Origin of the sequence: Lactococcus cremoris subsp. cremoris NBRC 100676, from assembly GCF_001591705.1 — a bacterium.
Classification (GTDB): Bacteria; Bacillota; Bacilli; order Lactobacillales; family Streptococcaceae; genus Lactococcus; species Lactococcus cremoris.
The window spans coordinates 1-20,052 of record NZ_BCVK01000049.1 but is presented as its reverse complement, the minus strand read 5'-3'; the positions used below and the strand labels follow the sequence as shown (position 1 = coordinate 20,052).

Genomic DNA, 20,052 nt, shown 5'->3' with positions numbered 1-20,052 from the left:
CTACTATGGTCATGTTTTCAATTCATTTGAAGAACTTGAACAAGCGATTACTAAATGGATTCACTATTACAACACGAAACGAATTAAGAAAAAATTGAACTGGATGAGTCCAATCCAATATCGTTTAACTTATTCAAAATAACAAAAAAAAGACAAGAAATTATTCTTGTCTAAAAAGTCTAGCTTTTGGGGTTCACATCATTTTACTCTACTTTTTTAGAATACTATCATATAATAGGAAATAGTAATTCATAAAATAGGACGATTTTTCTTTAATTAAAAAAATAGGTACTTCAGATAAACAAACATTTTCTTGACAAAAATTGTTAGTTAACTTCCGTTTGATGCCCATAAAACCTGATGATAAAGCGGTTAGGAGGAAATCATAATTTAACGATTATAAGCTGAGTATTACTAAAAACTTTGACTAGGAATCAAATATTTTTTCATAGAACTTTTTATGTAGTCAGTTACATTATTGGTTTGTTATAAATGAAATTTATCAACACTTGGATATTTGACTATAACGATAAAAGAAGTTTATAGTAATAAAGTAATAACATTAATTATAATTTTTATGGAGGTTGTACGATGCGTGCACATGAAATTTTAAACAATCCTTTTTTAAATAAAGGAACAGCTTTTACTATGAAAGAACGTCAAGAATTGGGTTTGATTGGTCTTCTTCCACCAAATGTTCAAACAATTTAAGAACAAGCTGAACAAACTTACGAACAATATTTGACAAAACCATCTGATTTAGAAAAACGACATTTTTTGATGGAAATTTTCAATACAAACCGTACTTTGTTTTACTACTTATTTAATAAACATATTGTAGAATTTAACCCAGTTGTTTATGATCCAACAATTGCTGATACAATTGAAAACTACAGTCATTTATTTGTAGATCCACAATATGCTGCTTATCTTGATATTAACCACCCTGAAAATATTACTGAAACATTGAAAAATGCAGCAGGTGATAGAGATATTCGCCTTATTGTTGTAACTGATGCTGAAGGAATTCTTGGTATCGGAGACTGGGGAACTCAAGGTGTTGATATCTCAGTTGGTAAATTAATGATTTATACAGCTGCAGCAGGTATTGATCCAGCTTCTGTACTTCCAGTTGTTATTGATGCAGGAACAAATAGAAAAGAACTTTTGGAAGATCATTTGTATCTTGGAAATCACCAAGAACGTATTTATGGTGACCAATACTACAGTTTCGTTGATCAATTTGTAGAAACTGCAGAATCAATTTTCCCTAAATTGTACCTTCACTGGGAAGATTTCGGTCGTTCAAATGCTGCCACAATTTTAAATAACTACAAAACAAAAATCCCTACATTCAATGATGACATTCAAGGAACTGGTATTGTTGTTTTAGGTGGTATTTTTGGATCACTTGACATTACAGGTGAAAAATTAACTGACCAAGTATACCTTTGCTATGGTGGTGGTTCAGCCGGTGCAGGTATTGCTGGTCGTGTTCATGCGGAAATGGTTAGTGAAGGCCTTTCTGAAGAAGAAGCTTACAAACATTTCTTCATGATTGATCAACAAGGTCTACTTTTTGATGATATGGATGACCTTACACCAGCTCAAAAACCATTTGCTAAAAAACGTGCTGATTATAAAGATGCTGGAGATATGACTGATCTTCTTAATATTGTTAAGACAGTAAAACCAACTATTTTGGTAGGAACTTCAACTAATCCAGGTGCCTTTACAAAAGAAGTTGTTGAAGCTATGTGTGCTAATACAGAGCGCCCAGTAATCTTCCCTATCTCAAATCCAACTAAAAAAATGGAAGCTACTGCTGAACAAGTTATTGAGTGGTCTGATGGAAAAGCTTTTGTCGCTACTGGTGTTCCTTCAGGAACAATCAACTACAAAGGTGTTGATTATCAAATCGGTCAAGCAAATAACTCACTTATCTACCCAGGTTTGGGCTTAGGAATGTTGGCATCTGAAGCAAAACTTTTGACAGATGAAATGATCGGAGCTGCTGCACACTCATTGAGCGGTTTAGTAGACCCAGGTAAACCTGGTGCTCCTGTTCTTCCTCCTTTTGAATTTGTTGCCGATGTATCAATTAAAGTTGCAGAAGCAGTTGCTAAGAAAGCACAAGAACAAGGTCTTACTGAATCTAAAGAAACTGATATGGCTAAAGCGGTTCGTGATCTTAAATGGTATCCAGAGTACTAAGGGGAATATCTTAAATGAAAAAACTTAAAGAAACGAAAATATCGGGAATTAGTCTTCCCTTGTATGCCTTTTTCGTAGCTGTCATCATAGTCGTAACACTATTGGGAAAACTTCCACTTGATATGGTAGGATTGACTCTCCTACTTGTAACATTAGGTCACCTATTGTACTTCATAGGAGAAAAACTACCTATTATGAATTCATACTTAGGTGGGGGCTCTGTTTTCACATTGATTGGTGCCACTTTATTATCTTTCTTCCATATTGTTCCATCTAATGTTATTGGAGCAGTTTCAAATTTTATGGGTGGAAAATTTGGTTTTCTTGATTTCTATATAGCTGCACTTATTTGTGGATCTATTTTAGGCATGAACAGAAATCTGTTAGTGAAAGCTTCGAAAAAATTTATTCCAATTGCGTTAATCACAATGGTTATTGGCTTTTTCTCAGTAGGTCTCGTAGGAATGCTCATTGGTAATGGTTTTTCAGATTCTGTAATGTATGTTTCTATGCCAATGATGTCAGGTGGTATGGGAGCCGGAATTACTCCGCTTTCTCAAATCTATGCGGCTGGTTTGGCTCATGGAAATCAGGCAGCTATCTTCTCTCAACTTGCTCCAGCAGTTACTTTTGGTAACATCCTTGCGATTATTGGTGCCTTATCTATCGCTAAAGTATTCAACAAATCTAAATATAACGGACATGGTACCCTTGTTGCAGCAACTAAAGAAGAATTAGCTAAACCTAAAATAAAATTAGATGCTCAACAAATCGGAACAGGAATGCTCTTTGCCTTTGCCCTTCTGATGGCTGGTGACATCTTGAACAAATTCTTCCCTAATATTCATCAATATGCATTTATGATTATTATTGTATTTATCTTAAAAGCTACAAATACTGTTCCTAAAGATTTAGAAGAATCTGTTGTAATGTTTAACCAAGTGATTATGACAAACCTTACTCATGCTATTTTGGCAGGGATTGGTCTTGCTTTGATTGACTTGAATACTCTTGCTTCAGCATTTACATGGCAATTTGTAGTACTAGGCTTGACTAGTGTCGTTGTAATGGGACTTGCTAGTTGGTTCTTGGCTCGTCTCTTTGGACTTTATCCGGTCGAAACTGCCATTGGTGCAGGGATGATCAATAATTCTATGGGGGGGACAGGTAACATTGCTGTCTTGTCTGCTTCAGATCGAATGGAAATGATTGCTTTTGCTCAGATGGCTAATAGACTCTGTGGTGTAATTGTCCTAATATTCGGTGGAATTCTTATCCGATTCTTTTATTAAAATAACCATAACCTAAAAAAACATTTTATTTAAAATGTTTTTTTTATATATTTTCACCATAATATTTAGTTTGTATTTAACTTAGTTTTGCTTGAAACTCCTTTAGAGTTAACAATGTAATATATAAAAATATAATGATGATTGAACCCCGTGAAACCCGCTTGATATATGCTATAATATAAAAATGAATGTAAAAAAACAAATTTTTAAAGGCACGCTCTATGCAGTTGTTGCCGGTTGTATGTGGGGAATTTCTGGCATTTTTGGTCAGCTTTTTTTCCGTGACTATCATGGTAGCCCACTTTGGATTACATCAACACGTTTAACGATTGCTGGTATTATTTTACTGGCCATGTCTTATTCGCGAGACCATAAGCGTTTTTTTGATGTCTGGAAATCAAAAAAGAACATGCCGACGCTATTTTTGTATGTTTTTGGTGGAGTTTTCTCTGTTCAGTATTTTTATTATGTTGCCATTCAATTGTCTAACAGTGCCACGGCGACAATTTTACAATATACAGCACCCGTTTTTATTATGCTTTATTTATTCATTTTCCAAAGACAAGTGCCAAAACCTAAATCGGTCTTATTTGTTATTTTAGCAATGATAGGTGTTTTTTTATTGATTACAAATGGAAACATCAAACATCTTTCAATTAGTCCACTTGCCCTTGTAACAGGCCTTCTTGCGGGTGTTGCGGTCGTAATCTATTCTATCATTCCACGTCCTTTATTGGATAAGTATGGGGCGTTAAATATGACTGGATGGGGAATGATGCTTGCGGGAATTGCTTGTAATATCTTTTATCCAGTCTGGCGGATTAATTTCCGAATTGAACCCCTCTCAATTTTTTACGTTTTGACGATTTCTATTGTGGGAACAGCATTGGCTTTTTTATTGCTTTTAAGAGCATTCCAGCTAATATCACCTCTTGTTGTTTCGGTTGCAACAGCCACTGAACCACTGACCTCTGTCTTTTTAAGTATTCCCTTATTTGGCTTAAAATTAACACTACTAGAAATGGTGGGGATTGTGATGGTTATTGTTTCAGTTATTCTTTTATCAAAATCAGAACAAGCTTAAAAGAAACCAGTAGGTTTCTTTTTCTTATATACAAGATTTTGACTTTTTTCAGAATATTCTATGATATAATAAATGCAAAGATAGCATTTAACATCAAAAATAAAATGAATTGAGGAAAATTTATGATTGAGATTAGAGAATTAACAAAGATGTATGGCAAGCAGTATGCTCTAAATCATCTAAGTTTAACAATTCCAGAAGGTCAAATATTCGGTTTTTTAGGGCATAATGGGGCAGGGAAATCCACAACAATAAAATGTCTGACGAGTATTATTGAACCGACAAGTGGACAAGTTTTAGTTGATGGTTTAAATCTTGCTGAACATCATTCAGAAATCAAAAAAAGAATTGGCTATGTTCCTGATACTCCGGATATCTTTTTACAATTATCTCCTAAAGAATATTGGAATTTAATTGCCTCAGCTTTTGCACTTGAAACCTCTGAAAAGGAAAGACAACTAGAAACTCTTACACGACTTTTCGATATTGAAGGGAAAGAATATCAAACAATTGAAAGTTTTTCTCATGGAATGCGTCAAAAAGTAATTGTCATTGGGGCTCTCTTATCGACTCCTGATATTTGGATACTTGACGAACCCTTGCAAGGATTGGACCCTCAAGCAGCATTTGATTTGAAAAATCTGATGAAAGCACACGCTGCCCAAGGAAAAACGGTTATTTTTTCTACACATGCTTTAGAAGTAGCGCAACAGCTATGTGATCAACTAGCCATTTTAAAAGCTGGCGAACTAATTTATTCGGGAACAGTTGATGCTTTATTAGATTCAGCAGAAGATCAATCTTTGGAATCGGTTTATCTCAAAATGGTAGGTCGTCAGCAAGAAGAGCTTAATAGAGGAGACGATGATGAATCTTCAACAAATTAAAAGTCTTTTTAGTGTCAACCTCCTTTATGCCAATCCTCAAGCTACCCAACGTCAAAGAGAAAAAGGTAAAACAAAAAATTTAACCAAATCACTTTTGATTCAATATGGGCTTGTCTCGCTCATCATGTTGCCATTTTTCGGACTGATGATGTTAGCAATTGACTTTCCAAAATATCCGGGATTTTTTACTTTTTATTGTGCTCTGTTTGCCCTGATGACTTTTTCTCAAGCCTTGTCAGCAATTTTAAATATTTTTTATGAGAGCAAAGACTTTCGAGATTATCTGCCTCTCCCTTTTGAAAATGTTAATATTTTTGCTGCTAAATTTTTAGTCGTAATTTTTGTTATATTACCTTATTTAATGCCTCTTTTAGTGCTTTTTGGAATAACAGGTTTTAGGGCAAACGGAGTGATTGGCCTCTTTCTCGGATTAGTTGGATTTTTTCTGTTTGCTCTATTATTCTTACTGCTTAGTACATGGTTGATTACTTTTTTGGTTCAATCTAAAATATTTCAACGCTATAAAAAAGTTTCTCAGACCATACTATTATTGATTTCAATGGTTGGAATTTTTGCTGGGATTATGTATCTAAATAATGCTCAAACGACGATTAGTGCGACAGGTAAGTTGTTGGATAGAGGAACTTTTCTGCCATTTTTACCTTTTTGGAAATGGTTAGTAAATCCGTTCTCTTTTTATAGTTTATTTAGTTTTCTCTTTTTTATAATCTTATTGATTGCTCTTTACTATGTTTTTACACTTCTAGTGGTTCCAAAAATGTTTAAAATTCTCTTGGAAGAGTCAAAAGAAACGAGAATTGTTCAAAAAAGGAAAATAAGAAGAACGAGAAATTTTACCTCACAATTAAGAATTTATAATCTAGGACTAATTAAAAATCCTACCTTATGGATTCAAATGCTGACAGGATCCTTTATTTTTCCGCTTGCTATGCTGCCTGGTCTTTTATCTAGTGGTCTAAATTTGTCAAAATTGGATTTGAAATTTTTTGCTATTTTTCCTATCATCGGAATTAGTTTAGCTTTTCTGACCATTAACAATAGTTCTCTTCCTTCAATGATTATCTCACTTGATCGGGAAAATTTTAATTATTTTAAAAGCTTACCCATGAAGTTGAATTTCTATCTCAGAGTGAAATTTCATTTTGCCGTTTTTATTCAACTAGTTCTTGATTTAATCTTATCTTTAGTGATTGGTATTTTACTGAAAGTCCCTGTTACCTTGCTCTTTGGGCTGTTAATTGGGAATGTTATTGGGGTATATCTGATTTCACTTCATTATTTTGTCAGAGATTGGCATCTCTTAAATTTAAATTGGACTGCGTTGACTCAACTTTTTACAAGAGGTTCTGGGGGATTTCGGGTTTTTATCATTTTCTTTGCTACGCTTTTGGGAGCAGGAGCACTCATTGGAGCAATTATTGCCCTGATTATCTTTATTCCATATCCTTTAGTTGTTAACCTTGCCCTAGTCCTCCTTTTAGGATTTTCGGTAGGAGTGATACTTCATTTTTATCAGAAAAATTTTTGGAATAATCTCTGATAAAAATTAACAATAAAATTACTCTGCTTTAGGAGTAATTTTTTTATAAAAAAAATTAAGAAAGGAAATAAGTGTGTTTTCTTGTTCAGATTAATAAATAAAGTTATAATATAATTAGGGTTTACGAATGTAAACGTATATTTGAACGTGAAATAACAATAGAAAAGAGGCTCTATGTACCAATATCAATCAAAAGTAAGATTAGGTTCAGTCACATTAAATGTTGTTAATTTAGAATTAGAAGCACAATATTATCAAGAAGTTTTGGGAATGGATATTTTAAATCAAGATGAAACAGGTGTTGATTTAGGGAGTGAAAAAGCCCAGACTAAACTTATTCGTTTAGAAAAAGTCAAGAGTGATGATACAAAAGCTTATGGTTTATATCATTTGGCTTTAGTTTTACCGAGCCGCTCTGATTTGGGAAATTTTTTAAAGCACCTGCTAGAGAATGAATTTCCAATTGTTGGTGCTGCAAATCACGATTACAGCGAGGCAATTTATTTAGAAGACCTAGAGGGAAATGGAATCGAAGTTTATCAGGATAATGATGAGAAGCTTTGGGATAAACAGGCAGATAAAATTATCGGTATAACGGAAAACCTTGATGCAGAAAGTCTTTTGACGATAGCTACAGAAAGTGAAAACAAATATAAGCTTCCAGCTCAAACTAGAATGGGTCATCTTCATTTGACTGTTGAAAATGTCGTAAAGGCGACAAATTTTTATCAGCAGCTTTTTGAAATGACAGAGAAGTTTGCGGTTCATTCGGCAAGTTGGATTTCTTCGGGGAACTATCATCATCATTTTGCCTTCAATAATTGGGCTGGGGGCAATTTGAATAACCGCACGACAGATTTACCTGGATTGCTAGAATTCATCATATATGTTGATGATGAAGCATTCTTTAATCAGATAAAAGAGCATGCTAAGCAGATGGCGCGTTTACAATCTGCTGACGAAAATAAACTTATTATCGAAGATTTGAGTGGCAATGAAATAATTGTTAAATTAGAATGAATTCAATAATAAATATATTTATTTAACAGATACATCAGTTCGATAGGTGTGGTATAATATTTTACATGGACTACGAAAATTATATCTGGGATTTAGGCGGAACTTTGCTAGACAATTATGAAAGTTCTAGCCATGCCTTTGCTGCCACACTATGGTCGATGGCAGAGCGTGTTGTTTTGCGTACTGACGTATATGATGCACTGAAAGTTTCAACGGCTTATGCTGTTGAAAAATTTGCGAGTGATTTACCGGGATTTTTAGAGGAATATAAAAAATTAGAGGCCGAAGAATTAGAAAAGCCAATTCTCTTTTCTGGTGCAAAAAAAGTACTGACAAGTCTGTCAGTAAATGGTAAGAAAAATTTTATGATTTCACATCGTAATCATCAAGTACTGACAATTCTGTCAGCAGCAGAGATTGGCTCATATTTTACAGAAGTTGTCACAGCTGATAATGGTTTTAAACGAAAACCGGCGCCAGAATCAATTAACTATTTGTTGAGCAAGTATAAGCTTAATCCAAAGAAGACAGTGATGATTGGGGACCGCTCATTAGATATTGAAGCTGGAAATGCTGCTGGAGTAGAAACCATTTATTTTGATAGCTCTAATGATTCAATTCAGTCAGTAAAAACATCTGACACTACAAAGAATGTCTTACTTACTAATGAACCGACCCATATTATTCATGAACTGACAGAAATCCTTTTGTAATCTTTAAAAAATCATTTGATTATAAGCAAATTTCAGTGGAAATTTGCTTATTTATATCTGAAGAGTTAGAGATGAAAATACCTTAGAAAAGTGCTAAAATCGCCGATTTGTGGTATAATGGTAATAAGTTTTTCATAGAAATGAGAGTTAACTTTGAACGAAGAAAATAAAAATTTAGAAATGCTTGCAGACGAATATGATGCCAGCCAGATTCAGGTCCTTGAAGGTCTTGAAGCTGTACGTATGCGCCCTGGGATGTATATCGGTTCAACATCAAAAGAAGGTTTGCACCATTTGGTCTGGGAGATTGTTGACAATTCAATTGACGAAGCACTTGCTGGATTTGCAAGCCATATTGAGGTTTTTATTGAACCTGATAATTCAATTACAGTTGTTGATGATGGACGGGGAATTCCTGTTGATATTCAGGAAAAAACAGGTCGTCCAGCGGTAGAAACCGTCTTTACCGTTCTACATGCCGGAGGTAAATTTGGCGGAGGCGGTTATAAGGTTTCTGGTGGATTACACGGTGTAGGTTCTTCTGTTGTTAACGCCTTGTCAACGACTTTAGATGTTACCGTCCATAAAGATGGTCAAAAATATTTTCAAGAGTATCACCGCGGTCTCGTTAGAGATGATTTGAAAATTATTGGTGAAACTGATCTTAGAGGGACAACTGTTCACTTTGTACCAGACCCAGAAATTTTTACAGAAACTGTTGAATTTGACTTTGACAAACTCGCAACGCGTGTTCGTGAACTTGCCTTCTTGAATCGTGGTCTTCGTATTTCCTTAACAGATAAACGTGAAGGAAATGAAAAAAATGAAGTTCACTTCCATTATGAAGGTGGGATTCAGTCTTATGTTGAATATTTGAATGAAAATAAGACAGTTATTTTTGAACCAGCTATTTTTACCGAAGGTGAAATGGATGGAATCGCTGTTGAAGTTGCCATGCAATATACAGATACTTATCATTCAGTAGTGATGTCTTTTGCGAATAATATCAATACTCATGAAGGTGGAACACATGAACAAGGGTTTAGAACTGCCCTAACTCGTGTCATTAACAACTACGCCAAACAAAATAAAATTCTTAAAGAAAATGAAGACAATTTGACTGGTGACGATGTGCGTGAAGGATTGACTGCCGTTATCTCAGTTAAACACCCTAATCCACAGTTTGAAGGACAAACCAAAACAAAACTTGGAAACTCAGAAGTAACAGGAATTGTCAACAAACTTTTTGCCGAAGCACTGACAACATTTATGTTGGAAAATCCACAAGTTGCTCGTAAAATTGTAGAAAAAGGGATTTTAGCAAGTAAAGCCAGAATTGCAGCTAAACGTGCGCGTGAAGTGACACGTAAAAAATCAGGTCTTGAAATTTCAAATCTTCCTGGTAAATTAGCAGACTGTTCATCGAATAATCCTGAACAAGCAGAATTATTTATTGTCGAAGGAGATTCAGCCGGAGGGTCTGCTAAATCGGGACGTAATCGTGAATTCCAAGCCATTCTCCCAATTCGTGGTAAGATTTTGAACGTTGAAAAAGCAACAATGGATAAAATTTTAGCCAATGAAGAAATCCGTTCATTATTTACTGCCATGGGAACAGGTTTTGGGGGAGATTATGATTTGTCCAAAGCACGTTATCATAAACTCGTCATCATGACCGATGCCGACGTTGATGGGGCTCATATCCGAACACTACTACTCACACTATTCTATCGTTACATGCGTCCAGTTGTAGAAGCAGGCTACGTTTATATTGCTCAACCACCAATTTATGGTATAAAAGTAGGTTCTGAAACTAAAGAATACATTCAACCAGGTGAAAATCAAGAAAAAGATTTACAAGAAGCTTTAGCACGCTGGGCACAAGGGAGAACAAAACCTACGGTCCAACGTTATAAAGGTCTTGGTGAAATGGATGACCATCAGCTATGGGAAACAACAATGGATCCTGAACATCGTTTGATGGCACGTGTTTCTGTTGAAGATGCAGCAGAAGCAGATAAAATATTTGATATGCTCATGGGAGACCGTGTTGAACCTCGCCGTGAATTTATTGAAAATAATGCTCAATACTCAACGATTGATGCTTAATAAAAAAATCCAGTTGTATCTGGAATTTTTTTATTAAGCATAATGTTAGCGCTTTAAATTGGTTTGTAATATAATGATTTTAAGAAGGAGGAATGCCTATGCCTGAAATGAATCCAAAATTGAGTGATGAGCAAATGAAGGAACTCGAAGAAGAAGCCCTTCGAAATGCAACTGTCGGAACTCAAACAGGAATTCAAGATACATTTGAGAAGACAACAAGTAAAGCAGAAGAACTATTTGGCGAAGCTTCAAAAGCGCTCAAAGAAGTTGAAGAAAAGGAATAGTTATTCTTAAAAGTAGGAAACCCTACTTTTTTTATTAAACTTTATTTTGAATTTTGAGTGACTTTTTATAAGGCATGTGATAGAATGTGTTTATAAATTACAAAATCTCACTTAAACAATTATAAAAGGAGACAAATGAATCAAGGAATTATTGCTCAAAAAATTGTATTTTCCATGTAAATATCTATAAAATCACTAACTATATTTACATGGAGAAGAAAAAATGCAACAAAATAAATATGACGATGACCAGTTTTTTAAAAATTATGCAGCAATGCCAAGGTCTAAAGAAGGTTTGAAAGCCGCTGGAGAGTGGTATGAATTAGAAAAAATACTACCAAACTTTCAAGGAAAGAAAGTTTTAGATTTAGGATGTGGCTATGGTTGGCATTGTAAATATGCGGCTAACCATGGAGCGCTAGAAGTAGTAGGAATAGACCTTTCTCATAAGATGCTCGAAGTGGCAAACAAAGTGAATCATGATGCCCGAATTAAATATCGACAGTCTGCAATAGAAGAGATAGATTTTTCAACTGATTCTTTTGATATTGTTTTTAGTTCTTTAGCCCTTCATTATATTTCAAATTTTGAGGAGCTAGTGAAGAAGATTTCAAAATCTCTTAAAAAGAATGGTGAATTAATTTTTTCAGTCGAACACCCCTTGTTTACTTCTTCTGGAGAACAAGATTGGTCTTATGATGAGAACGGTAATATCCGCCATTTTCCAGTTGATTATTATTATTATTATGAAGGTGCGAGGGAAGTCAATTTTCTAGGAGAGTCAGTGATTAAATATCATAGAACAGTGACAACCTATTTGATGACTTTATTAAATGCAGGATTTGAACTTACTAATGTTATTGAACCTAAACCTCCGATTGAAATGAGAGAACTTGAGGAAATGAAAAATGAAATGAGGCGTCCGATGATGCTTATCATTTCGGCTAAAAAAATTGGTCGCTAATTTCTTGATGTTAAAAGCCCCTAACTGAATCTAGGGGCTTTTATTTACTATATACAGTATTATTAATATTTGACGATACTTGGCTTTAGTGATCTTTAAAATTTAATACTTTTTTAGGATATAAATAGTTTTTTTTATTACTTTTAAGGTAGAATAAAATTAGGAGAAAATAAATGAAAAGTATATATATGGTTACGATTCTATTAGTAACGGCATTTGGAATGTCAGCTTGCAGTTCAAAACAAACTAAAGAAGTTTCAAAAACGACTTCTGAAAGTAGCTTCATCTCTCAGCAAAGTTCTACCTCTCAAAATAATTCAAGTATAAAAAGTCAAACTAGTAGTTCAAAAACAACAACAACTGACGAATCAAGTTCAACGATTCAAACAGAAATAAAATGGAATTCAGAAAAGAAGTTCCGACTTGCAGAGTTTATGAGTGCATGGGGGAAAGAAATGAATCAAAACTATAGTCAATATGATCCTACGCATAACGTTGACTTTTATGGACTCTCTCTTCCATTTTCAGTATTAAATGATAATACAGCTTGGAAAGCGGCCATTAATAATCAACCGATTGATTTAAGATGGTCAGAGACAGGAGAAGGAGAAAGAGATTATTTATTAGTTGATGTTTACTCGGATTTTGGGACAAAGAATACATTTGAAAATCATGTCTATTTCTTTGTGCTTAAAGCTGGCCGTCCTCTTGTGCTCTACACTGGCCAAAATCAAGGAAATACCAATCATTATTTACACTTAAAAGAAACAGAGAATAATGAATTAAAGAATGCCTTTGCTCGAATTGTTGGATAAATTTATAAAATTAAAAGTAAGTCTGCAAGCTATTGCAGGCTTTTTTAGAACTCAAAAAATTTTTTTCCTTAAAGAATTTTTATTCTTGACAAAAGATAGCGAACGGATTATAATAGTTAACGTCGTTAATAAATATTACCGTTAGGGAGGAGTGAAAATGGACTACAACAAGGCAGCGGAGGTTTTCCTCACAACTGTTATGAAAAGAGGAAAAGCAGAGATGATGCACCGCTTTAATACCTACTCCCAGGGGGAGCATTTGGTGTTAGGCTATCTTTATAAGGAAGCTGGTAAGCAAATTGTTCCTAGTAAGATTGCAAAATTCACGCATACAAGTACGGCGAGAATAGCAATAATCTTAAATAATCTTGAAAGTAAAAACTTGATTACTCGTGAGATTTCAAGAACAGATCGTCGAAAAATTTTGGTTGCAATTACTGACAAAGGTCGACGTGTCGCAGAAGAAATTAGAGTAGAAGCTTGCTCAAATTTGGCGCGAGTTTTTGAAGAAATGGGTGAAGAACGAACAGAAAGTTTCATTGAAAATTTCAAAATGTTTTTAGAAATTGGCATGAAACTCGCACAAGAAGATAAAGGTAAAGAGGAGGAAAAAAATGCCTGATACTTACGAAAAAGATTACCATTTAGATATACATGGTAAACACTATAGCCGAATCGGAATGCTTATTTTGATTCTGGTTGGTACATTTGGTGCCATGTTGATGCAAACATCACTTGGAACAGCGATTCCAACATTGATGAATGACTTCAACATCAAAATGTCAACAGCATAACAAGCAACAACTTGGTTCTTATTAGCAAATGGGATTATGGTTCCTATTTCAGCTTATTTAGCAACAAAATTCCCTACTCGCTGGCTTTACGTGACAGCATACGCAATTTTATTTTTAGGAATGTTTGTTGCTTACTCTGCACCAACATCAAGTTGGTGGATTTTCCTTGCTGGTCGTATTCTTCAAGCCATTGCGGTTGGGATTACGATGCCATTGATGCAAGTGGCCTTGGTTAATATGTTCCCAGCGAAACAAATGGGAGCTATCATGGGGGTTGCCGGGGTTGTACTCGTTCTTGCTCCAGCTTTAGGACCAACATTTGCAGGTTGGTTAATCACTCATGATTTTAATCTTATCTTCTGGACTTTTGATGCAGGTTGGAGAACTATTTTCCTTATTCCAATGATTGTCGTCGGAATTGTCTTCCTCGTTTCAATTTTTGCCATGCGAGATGTTATTCCAAACCGTCCAATGAAATTAGACTTCCTTTCAGTTATTCTTTCAGTTGCCGGTTTTGGTGCATTCCTCTGGGGATTCACAAACGTTGCAACTGATGGATGGGGTAAATTTAATACTGTAATTGCCCCAATTGTTGGTGGTTTAATTATCATCCTTCTCTTTGGATTGCGTCAACTTAAGATGGACGATCCCTTCCTTGATATCCGTGTCTTTAAGATTCGACAATTTACTTTAGTCACTCTCGCCCTTGCTTTAAGTACAATGGCAATGATGGGTGTTGAAATGATGCTTCCTCTCTATCTTCAAGATGTTCACGGACTTTCTGCCTTCAACTCAGGACTTGTCCTCTTACCTGGTTCATTGATGATGGCTGTTGTAGCCCCACTTGCTGGTGGTGTTTATGACCGTATTGGTTCAAAACGTCTCGCCGTTATTGGTTTCCTTGTTTTAGCATTGGGTACTGTACCATTTATGTTCTTCACAGCTACAACTCCTGATCATTTTGTTACTCTTCTTTACGGCTTACGTATGGTTGGTGTAGGTATGGTTATGATGCCATTGACAACAAGCGCAATGAATGCAGTGCCAGTAAATGAAGTTGCTCAAGCTACAGCTTCAAATAATACAGCACGTCAAGTTGCATCATCAGTTGTCGTTGCCCTCCTTTCTTCAGTAGCCCAAAACGTAATTACGATTAATATGCCTGCTTCATCATTGAAAGCAGCCAATCCATTGCAATTTGCAAATAAAGCTATTGAAGGAATGTTGCAAGGTTACCATGCCTCATTGGCAATTGGACTTGTCTTTGCAATCATCGGTATTTTTGTAGCTCTTTCTTTGAAGAGTGGCCGAATGATTGCTGGCCTACCAGTTGAAGAACAAGAAGTGAAAGGAGAAAATAAATAATGCTGATTATATTATTATTGGTAGTGTTTATGATTGGAACCTTCTTTGGTTTCATGTTCATAAAGAATACAATTGCTCATTGGTTAGTTGGTGGAATTTCCTTTCTATTATTAGCGGGTTCTGTTGCTATGTTGACCATGCACATCAAAGATAACTGGGGAATGAAAGAAGTAACAACTTCAAGTACTCACCAAATCTATACTGCTGGAGATAATTCAGCTCCTTATGGCATGATGATTAAAGCAGAAATCGGAAAAAATACTGACAACTATGTTTTGGTATATCGAAATAGTGAAAAAGCTGAAAAAGCTGAAAAAGCTGATACTAATTTCAAACCAAATCAAAAAAATATTGTTGAAGCTGTTAAAAAATCTGCAACTTATAAATTAGTAGATGATACTAAAGCAACAGTTACGACTAAAACAACTAGACGTGTTTGGTCATCTGATTTTTATAAATTACTGTTTAGCGTTGGTGGAGAACAAAATGAATTGGTTAAACAACAATCTGTTGTATCAGTTCCGAAAGATACTTGGCTCGTTTTAACTCAAGACCAAGTTAAAAAACTAAGTCAAGAAGCTCCAGCTATGCAAAAACAAATGGAAGCACAGCTTAAAGCTGACCCACAAAAAGCAGCACAACTTGCTGCCCTCCAAAAATCAAATCCAACAGAATATGCTAAAATGCAAGTCAAACAAATTAAGCAACTTCTTGGAATTACAGAATAATAATAAAAAGACTTCAAAATTATTTGGAGTTTTTTTATTACATATAAATTAAGTGAATATAAATAACGTAAAGTGAATGACTTTACTTTATTTATATTGACAATAATTGAAGTAAATAATACAATTGACAAATAAAAGAAATTTAATTTTCATACATCACAAAATATCTTTTAAAAGATAACAAATAATAAATTTAAGCGTTGTAAGGTAAGCCGTTTTTACTAAATATTTAAAATTTTCTTAGATATATCAAATTTAGAACCCGAATTGCTAGTTGATTATTTAGGCATGACTTGATACCCGATAGAATATCTTAAAGTCTCTGGTTCCAGTGATTTAGCTGATTTTAACAGTAAAGAATACGCTAAAAGGTATCATCTCTAATTTCAATTGAAAACCTTGAGGCGAACGACTTTTACAACGCTCAGCTCCTAGATTTGTCAAAAAAGAGAAAACTCGCTCAATCACTTTTCTACGTTTTGAAAAATTAGGGAAAAGGATTTTCTTTTGCTTCATGTTCTTCCTGACAGGTGTAATTAGATCAATTCCTTTTAATTCCAGCCTATCATGCAGTGACTGACCTAGATATCCCATATCTCCAAGGACTGTTGGTGTCCCAAATTGACTCAGCACTTCCTCGGTCATTGAACTATCAGCCATTGAAGCAGGAGTAATTGTGTAGTCTATGACATAGCCTGATTCACTGACTAAAGCATGACATTTACATCCATAGAAGTACTGTCCCTTTGTAGCATTGTAGCCAACATTTGCATAATCTCCAAGAACTTTGCTTCTGAAATTACGAATAGGCTGACACAAAGGAATGGGGAAGCTGTCAATAATGGATACACTAATTCCTTCAACCTCTTTAAAGACGAGTGCTTGGCGAATGACTTGGATACTCGGTAAGAGGGCATTACAACGGCGGACAAAGCGATAATATTCTAGGAAATTAGGAAATAAACTTTGAGCCAATTGGTGCTTAGCTTTAAGTGTTTCACTAAAATGCAGTACGCCCCATAGGTAACAAGCGATAACTAAGCAATCTGATGTTGCGAGATGGACGTTCTTTCGGTTTTGAACCTCAAGGGGAACCCTCGTTTGATAAAGCGTCTCAATGGTTGTCAGTAAATAAACAAAAACTTTTGGGAGTGTGCTATTATAAGTCATATAAGTCGTGCGCTTTCTAATGCTTAGTGGTTTAAGATTAGGATAGCACGACTTATTTATTTTCCAATGAAATTAACTAGCAATTCGGGTAATTTAGAGTGATATAATATGAAAGATTTAATCCAAATTAGACTAGAAAATCATTATAAAGAAAGAGGGGCAAATGGTAAAGAATAATTTTCCGAAAAAAATATTGGTTTCATCACTCATCCTAATCTTTTTTATTTTGTTAATAATGGTAGGAAAATACATTTTTGATAAAGCGACATATATTCCTCCAACGACCAGCCAACAGGTTACAAAAACTTCTGAATCAAATGGTTATCTTTCTTCAAGTTCTCAGATATCAAAAAGCCAAAGTTCTACAGAAAAGGCTCAAGCGATTGTTCCAGTAGAAAATACTGGCGTATCAGATTGGCTTCAAGTAAAATCTCAAGGAAGTGGAGAAAAATTTACAGATCTTTCAACAGGAAATTTTAAAATTTATAAAGTTCATAGTCCGCAAGTTCTAAAAACTGCAACTTCGACTGATAGTCCTGTATTGAGCATGACAGAAGTGGTCAGTAAGTATCCAGATAGCTTAATTATGAATGCTTCTGGCTTTAACATGACAACTGGGAAAATCACGGGTTTTCAAATTAACAATGGAAAGCTGTTCAAAGATTGGAACTCTGACCAAAGAGCCAAATATGCTTTTGTATTTAATAAGGATGGTTCATCAGAGGTTTATGATTCAACTACACCAGCAAGTGAAATATTAAAAAAAGGCGCTGATATGAGTTTTAGTTTTGGTTCCATTCTTATAAAAAATGGGAAAAGTTTACCAAGCGACGGAACTGTTAATTGGGAAATTCATTCTTTTTTAGGAAATGATAAAGACAATAACATCTATCTTATTATCTCAGATACCAATACAGGTTATCCGGCAATTATGTCAGAACTTGAAAGTCTTCATTTAGAAATTGCTCTCGTAATGGATGGGGGCGGCTCCAGTCAAATGTCATTAAACGGGCAAGCAATTTATGCTAGTCAAGATAATCGGTCAGTAAATGACTATATTGTTTTGAAATGATGTAGAACTTGGGAAGGATTAGTAACAGAAACAACAATTTAAAGAGAATAGAAAAAGATATCTTAATATAAACTTCCAGTTTCTTTTGTTTTGAAAAAAGAAGAACTATCTTTTAATTTTCTTTACTTTATAGAGAAGAGGTTTATGGATACTAGCCTCTCGACACGAACTTCGTAATCATTTTACGAATTATATTAAATAAGGGTTAAAAATAATGTCTTCAAAAGAATTACAAATGGAATATGATCATTATAATTATCTAAATAACGAAAAATGGAAATTTAATCTTCCAATTTATAAAAAAAGCTCCTCTACAAAAGTCTTTGATACACCTAAAGTCTCTGTTATTATTGCAAATTATAATAATGAACCCTATCTGGAAAAGATGTTTAATTCATTAGTAAATCAAAGTATTGGGCTAGAAAAACTTCAAATACTTTTTATTGATGATAAATCAACTGATAATTCAGCAAAAATTGTACAAAAGTATATCCAAAAATATAACAGTATTGAATTTTATCAACTTACAAAAAATACCGGTGGTGCACATGGGCCTCGCAATGTTGGACTAATAAATGCGCGTGGGAAGTATCTTGTGTTTTTAGATGCAGATGACTGGTATGATGAGAATGCTCTTCAGTATATGTCTGAAACTCTGGAAAAATCAAGTGATGATATGGGATTTTTCGGTATAGTCCAAAGTGTAAATGAGAAACTTAGCCTTAAGAGTAGAGCCTACTTTTTCGATGGGAATAAGATAGACCGTGACATACAAGAACTTCCTGCTGCTTTTTATGAATGGCTGGGTCCTCAGGGTATCATGGTAAGGAGAAAGTTAATTGAGAACAATAATCTTCATTTTCCAAGTCAAAGGGTAGCCGATGATGTGACTTTTTTTATGAAGCCATGAGATTTTCCAAAAAAATTACTCAGGGTGAGAAATTAACCACATATTTGAATCGAGACAATGATAATTTAAGTTTAAGTAAAACGGTCAACAGAGATTTTATGATTTCTTGGTTACGAGCTCTAGGTTACATCAATCAAGTTTTTCCTGATGATGCATCAAAAGAGAAATTCTTGTCTAGACGTTTGGAATGGCTTGTCTATAATTTTGGACTACGAAGAGATGTCGGATATAAATTTAGTTTAAAAAGAATTATAGATTTTAAAGTGAGTATGGACAGATATTTAGGAAAGCTAAAATTTGATCCCACAATTTATTTTCGGACAGGGGCACGAAAAACTGTTTGGAGATATTTACTTTTAGAAGATTATAGAGGAATTATAAGATTCAATAGATGGCATTCATTGAGACATTTGCTAAAAAAAATCTTGGAATTGTTCGAAGAGAAAAAAATCAATATTATTATCCAGTTTTAAACTCGAAAATTCCAAAAATTGAAATAAATATGAAAGCCATTGCAATTAAGAGGATGGAAAACCAGGTAGTGATTCAAATTTATACAAACGGAATATTTAATTATTTTGAAATTAGAAATAAATTGCGACCTTTTGAGCGGAGTAAACTTATGGTTACCCAAATGTCTTTGACAGATTATAAGATTAATATTCCTTTAGAAATTGACTTAAGAGATTATGAGTTTTGGGTCATTTACAATGACTATCAAGATCAAAAAATAGAGAGAATAGAAAAGCTACTATCGGAATAAATCTTAATTGATGAAAAATGTAGTTAGAAAATAATATAAAATAATTGGAGAAAATGAATGGATAACAGTATAAACAAAATATTAGGACGACTTTCTAATGTGGGCAACCCAATTTTTCTTTTGAGAATGTTACAAGAAATAAGAGGATATATAAAAAAACATCCTTTGGATTATCCAATAAGTGATAATTTTAACAATGTATACTTTGATATTGAAGGAGAAATCTCTTTAATTGAAAATATGCTTGTCACAAAAGGAGTAACTTTACCAGCTAAAGCCAATGTAATAACTTTATCAGAACAAGCAC

At 34.3% G+C, this 20,052-nt stretch carries 17 protein-coding genes and 4 pseudogenes; 20 read left to right on the top strand and 1 reads right to left on the bottom strand.

What is annotated here, in order from left to right; translation table 11 throughout:
• From LLA01S_RS09135 to LLA01S_RS09065, 15 genes and pseudogenes are all read left to right on the top strand, one after another.
• Nucleotides 1-142 (top strand): IS3 family transposase (locus LLA01S_RS09135; RefSeq protein ID WP_145995534.1); only part of this gene is annotated, 142 nt, incomplete at its 5' end.
• Between the two features lie 449 nt (nt 143-591).
• Nucleotides 592-2,214: pseudogene (locus LLA01S_RS09130) on the top strand (malolactic enzyme).
• A gap of 14 nt (nt 2,215-2,228) precedes the next feature.
• On the top strand, nt 2,229-3,506 hold the full coding sequence (mleP, locus tag LLA01S_RS09125) for a malate transporter MleP (protein WP_061778200.1): 1,278 nt from the start codon (nt 2,229-2,231) through the stop codon (nt 3,504-3,506).
• A 184-nt stretch (nt 3,507-3,690) separates the two neighbouring features.
• A complete protein-coding gene (locus tag LLA01S_RS09120) occupies nt 3,691-4,590 on the top strand; it encodes a DMT family transporter (protein WP_011675866.1) in 900 nt (299 codons plus the stop codon).
• A gap of 122 nt (nt 4,591-4,712) precedes the next feature.
• Entirely contained in the window at nt 4,713-5,477 is a 765-nt protein-coding gene (locus LLA01S_RS09115; protein WP_011835457.1) for an ABC transporter ATP-binding protein, read from the top strand.
• Nucleotides 5,458-7,038 carry a hypothetical protein gene (locus tag LLA01S_RS09110; RefSeq protein ID WP_014572815.1) on the top strand — a complete coding sequence of 527 codons (1,581 nt, stop codon included), beginning with the start codon at nt 5,458-5,460 and terminating at the stop codon, nt 7,036-7,038. Before LLA01S_RS09115 ends, LLA01S_RS09110 begins: the two co-directional genes overlap by 20 nt.
• A 174-nt stretch (nt 7,039-7,212) precedes the next feature.
• Nucleotides 7,213-8,058, top strand: a complete 846-nt coding sequence (locus LLA01S_RS09105; RefSeq protein WP_061778199.1) for a VOC family protein — start codon at nt 7,213-7,215, stop codon at nt 8,056-8,058.
• 65 nt (nt 8,059-8,123) lie between these two features.
• Nucleotides 8,124-8,771 carry an HAD family hydrolase gene (locus LLA01S_RS09100; RefSeq protein WP_011675869.1) on the top strand — a complete coding sequence of 216 codons (648 nt, stop codon included), beginning with the start codon at nt 8,124-8,126 and terminating at the stop codon, nt 8,769-8,771.
• Between the two features lie 153 nt (nt 8,772-8,924).
• Nucleotides 8,925-10,880, top strand: coding sequence for a DNA topoisomerase (ATP-hydrolyzing) subunit B (gyrB, locus tag LLA01S_RS09095; RefSeq protein ID WP_061778198.1), 1,956 nt, complete (start codon nt 8,925-8,927; stop codon nt 10,878-10,880).
• A gap of 98 nt (nt 10,881-10,978) precedes the next feature.
• On the top strand, nt 10,979-11,164 hold the full coding sequence (locus LLA01S_RS09090; protein WP_011675871.1) for a hypothetical protein: 186 nt from the start codon (nt 10,979-10,981) through the stop codon (nt 11,162-11,164).
• Between the two features lie 223 nt (nt 11,165-11,387).
• Nucleotides 11,388-12,128 (top strand): class I SAM-dependent methyltransferase, encoded by a 741-nt coding sequence (locus LLA01S_RS09085; protein ID WP_061778197.1) that lies wholly within the window; start codon nt 11,388-11,390, stop codon nt 12,126-12,128.
• Between the two features lie 173 nt (nt 12,129-12,301).
• Complete coding sequence (locus LLA01S_RS09080) at nt 12,302-12,943, top strand: DUF4767 domain-containing protein (RefSeq protein WP_021165135.1); 642 nt, start codon at nt 12,302-12,304, stop codon at nt 12,941-12,943.
• A 157-nt stretch (nt 12,944-13,100) separates the two neighbouring features.
• Entirely contained in the window at nt 13,101-13,565 is a 465-nt protein-coding gene (locus LLA01S_RS09075) for a MarR family winged helix-turn-helix transcriptional regulator (protein ID WP_061778196.1), read from the top strand.
• Nucleotides 13,558-15,102 (top strand): annotated as a pseudogene (locus LLA01S_RS09070) (MDR family MFS transporter). Before LLA01S_RS09075 ends, LLA01S_RS09070 begins: the two are co-directional and overlap by 8 nt.
• Nucleotides 15,102-15,830 (top strand): DUF4811 domain-containing protein, encoded by a 729-nt coding sequence (locus LLA01S_RS09065; RefSeq protein ID WP_061778195.1) that lies wholly within the window; start codon nt 15,102-15,104, stop codon nt 15,828-15,830. Before LLA01S_RS09070 ends, LLA01S_RS09065 begins: the two are co-directional and overlap by 1 nt.
• Before the next feature lie 278 nt (nt 15,831-16,108).
• On the opposite strand, the pseudogene LLA01S_RS09060 reads toward LLA01S_RS09065, so the two are convergent.
• Nucleotides 16,109-17,000 (bottom strand): annotated as a pseudogene (locus LLA01S_RS09060) (IS982-like element ISLll1 family transposase).
• A 163-nt stretch (nt 17,001-17,163) separates the two neighbouring features.
• Between LLA01S_RS09060 and LLA01S_RS09055 the strand changes: the two are divergent.
• The 5 genes and pseudogenes from LLA01S_RS09055 to LLA01S_RS09045 all read left to right on the top strand — a co-directional run.
• Nucleotides 17,164-18,072, top strand: a complete 909-nt coding sequence (locus LLA01S_RS09055) for a phosphodiester glycosidase family protein (RefSeq protein ID WP_061778193.1) — start codon at nt 17,164-17,166, stop codon at nt 18,070-18,072.
• Nucleotides 18,073-18,286: 214 nt separating this feature from the next.
• Entirely contained in the window at nt 18,287-18,982 is a 696-nt protein-coding gene (locus tag LLA01S_RS13315) for a glycosyltransferase family 2 protein (RefSeq protein ID WP_232035033.1), read from the top strand.
• On the top strand, nt 18,979-19,455 hold the full coding sequence (locus LLA01S_RS13310; protein WP_235853828.1) for a hypothetical protein: 477 nt from the start codon (nt 18,979-18,981) through the stop codon (nt 19,453-19,455). The genes LLA01S_RS13315 and LLA01S_RS13310 overlap by 4 nt, the downstream gene beginning before the upstream one ends.
• Before the next feature lie 29 nt (nt 19,456-19,484).
• Nucleotides 19,485-19,745 (top strand): hypothetical protein, encoded by a 261-nt coding sequence (locus LLA01S_RS13305; protein WP_231099759.1) that lies wholly within the window; start codon nt 19,485-19,487, stop codon nt 19,743-19,745.
• Between the two features lie 57 nt (nt 19,746-19,802).
• A pseudogene (locus tag LLA01S_RS09045) lies at nt 19,803-20,052 on the top strand (hypothetical protein); the annotation flags it as partial.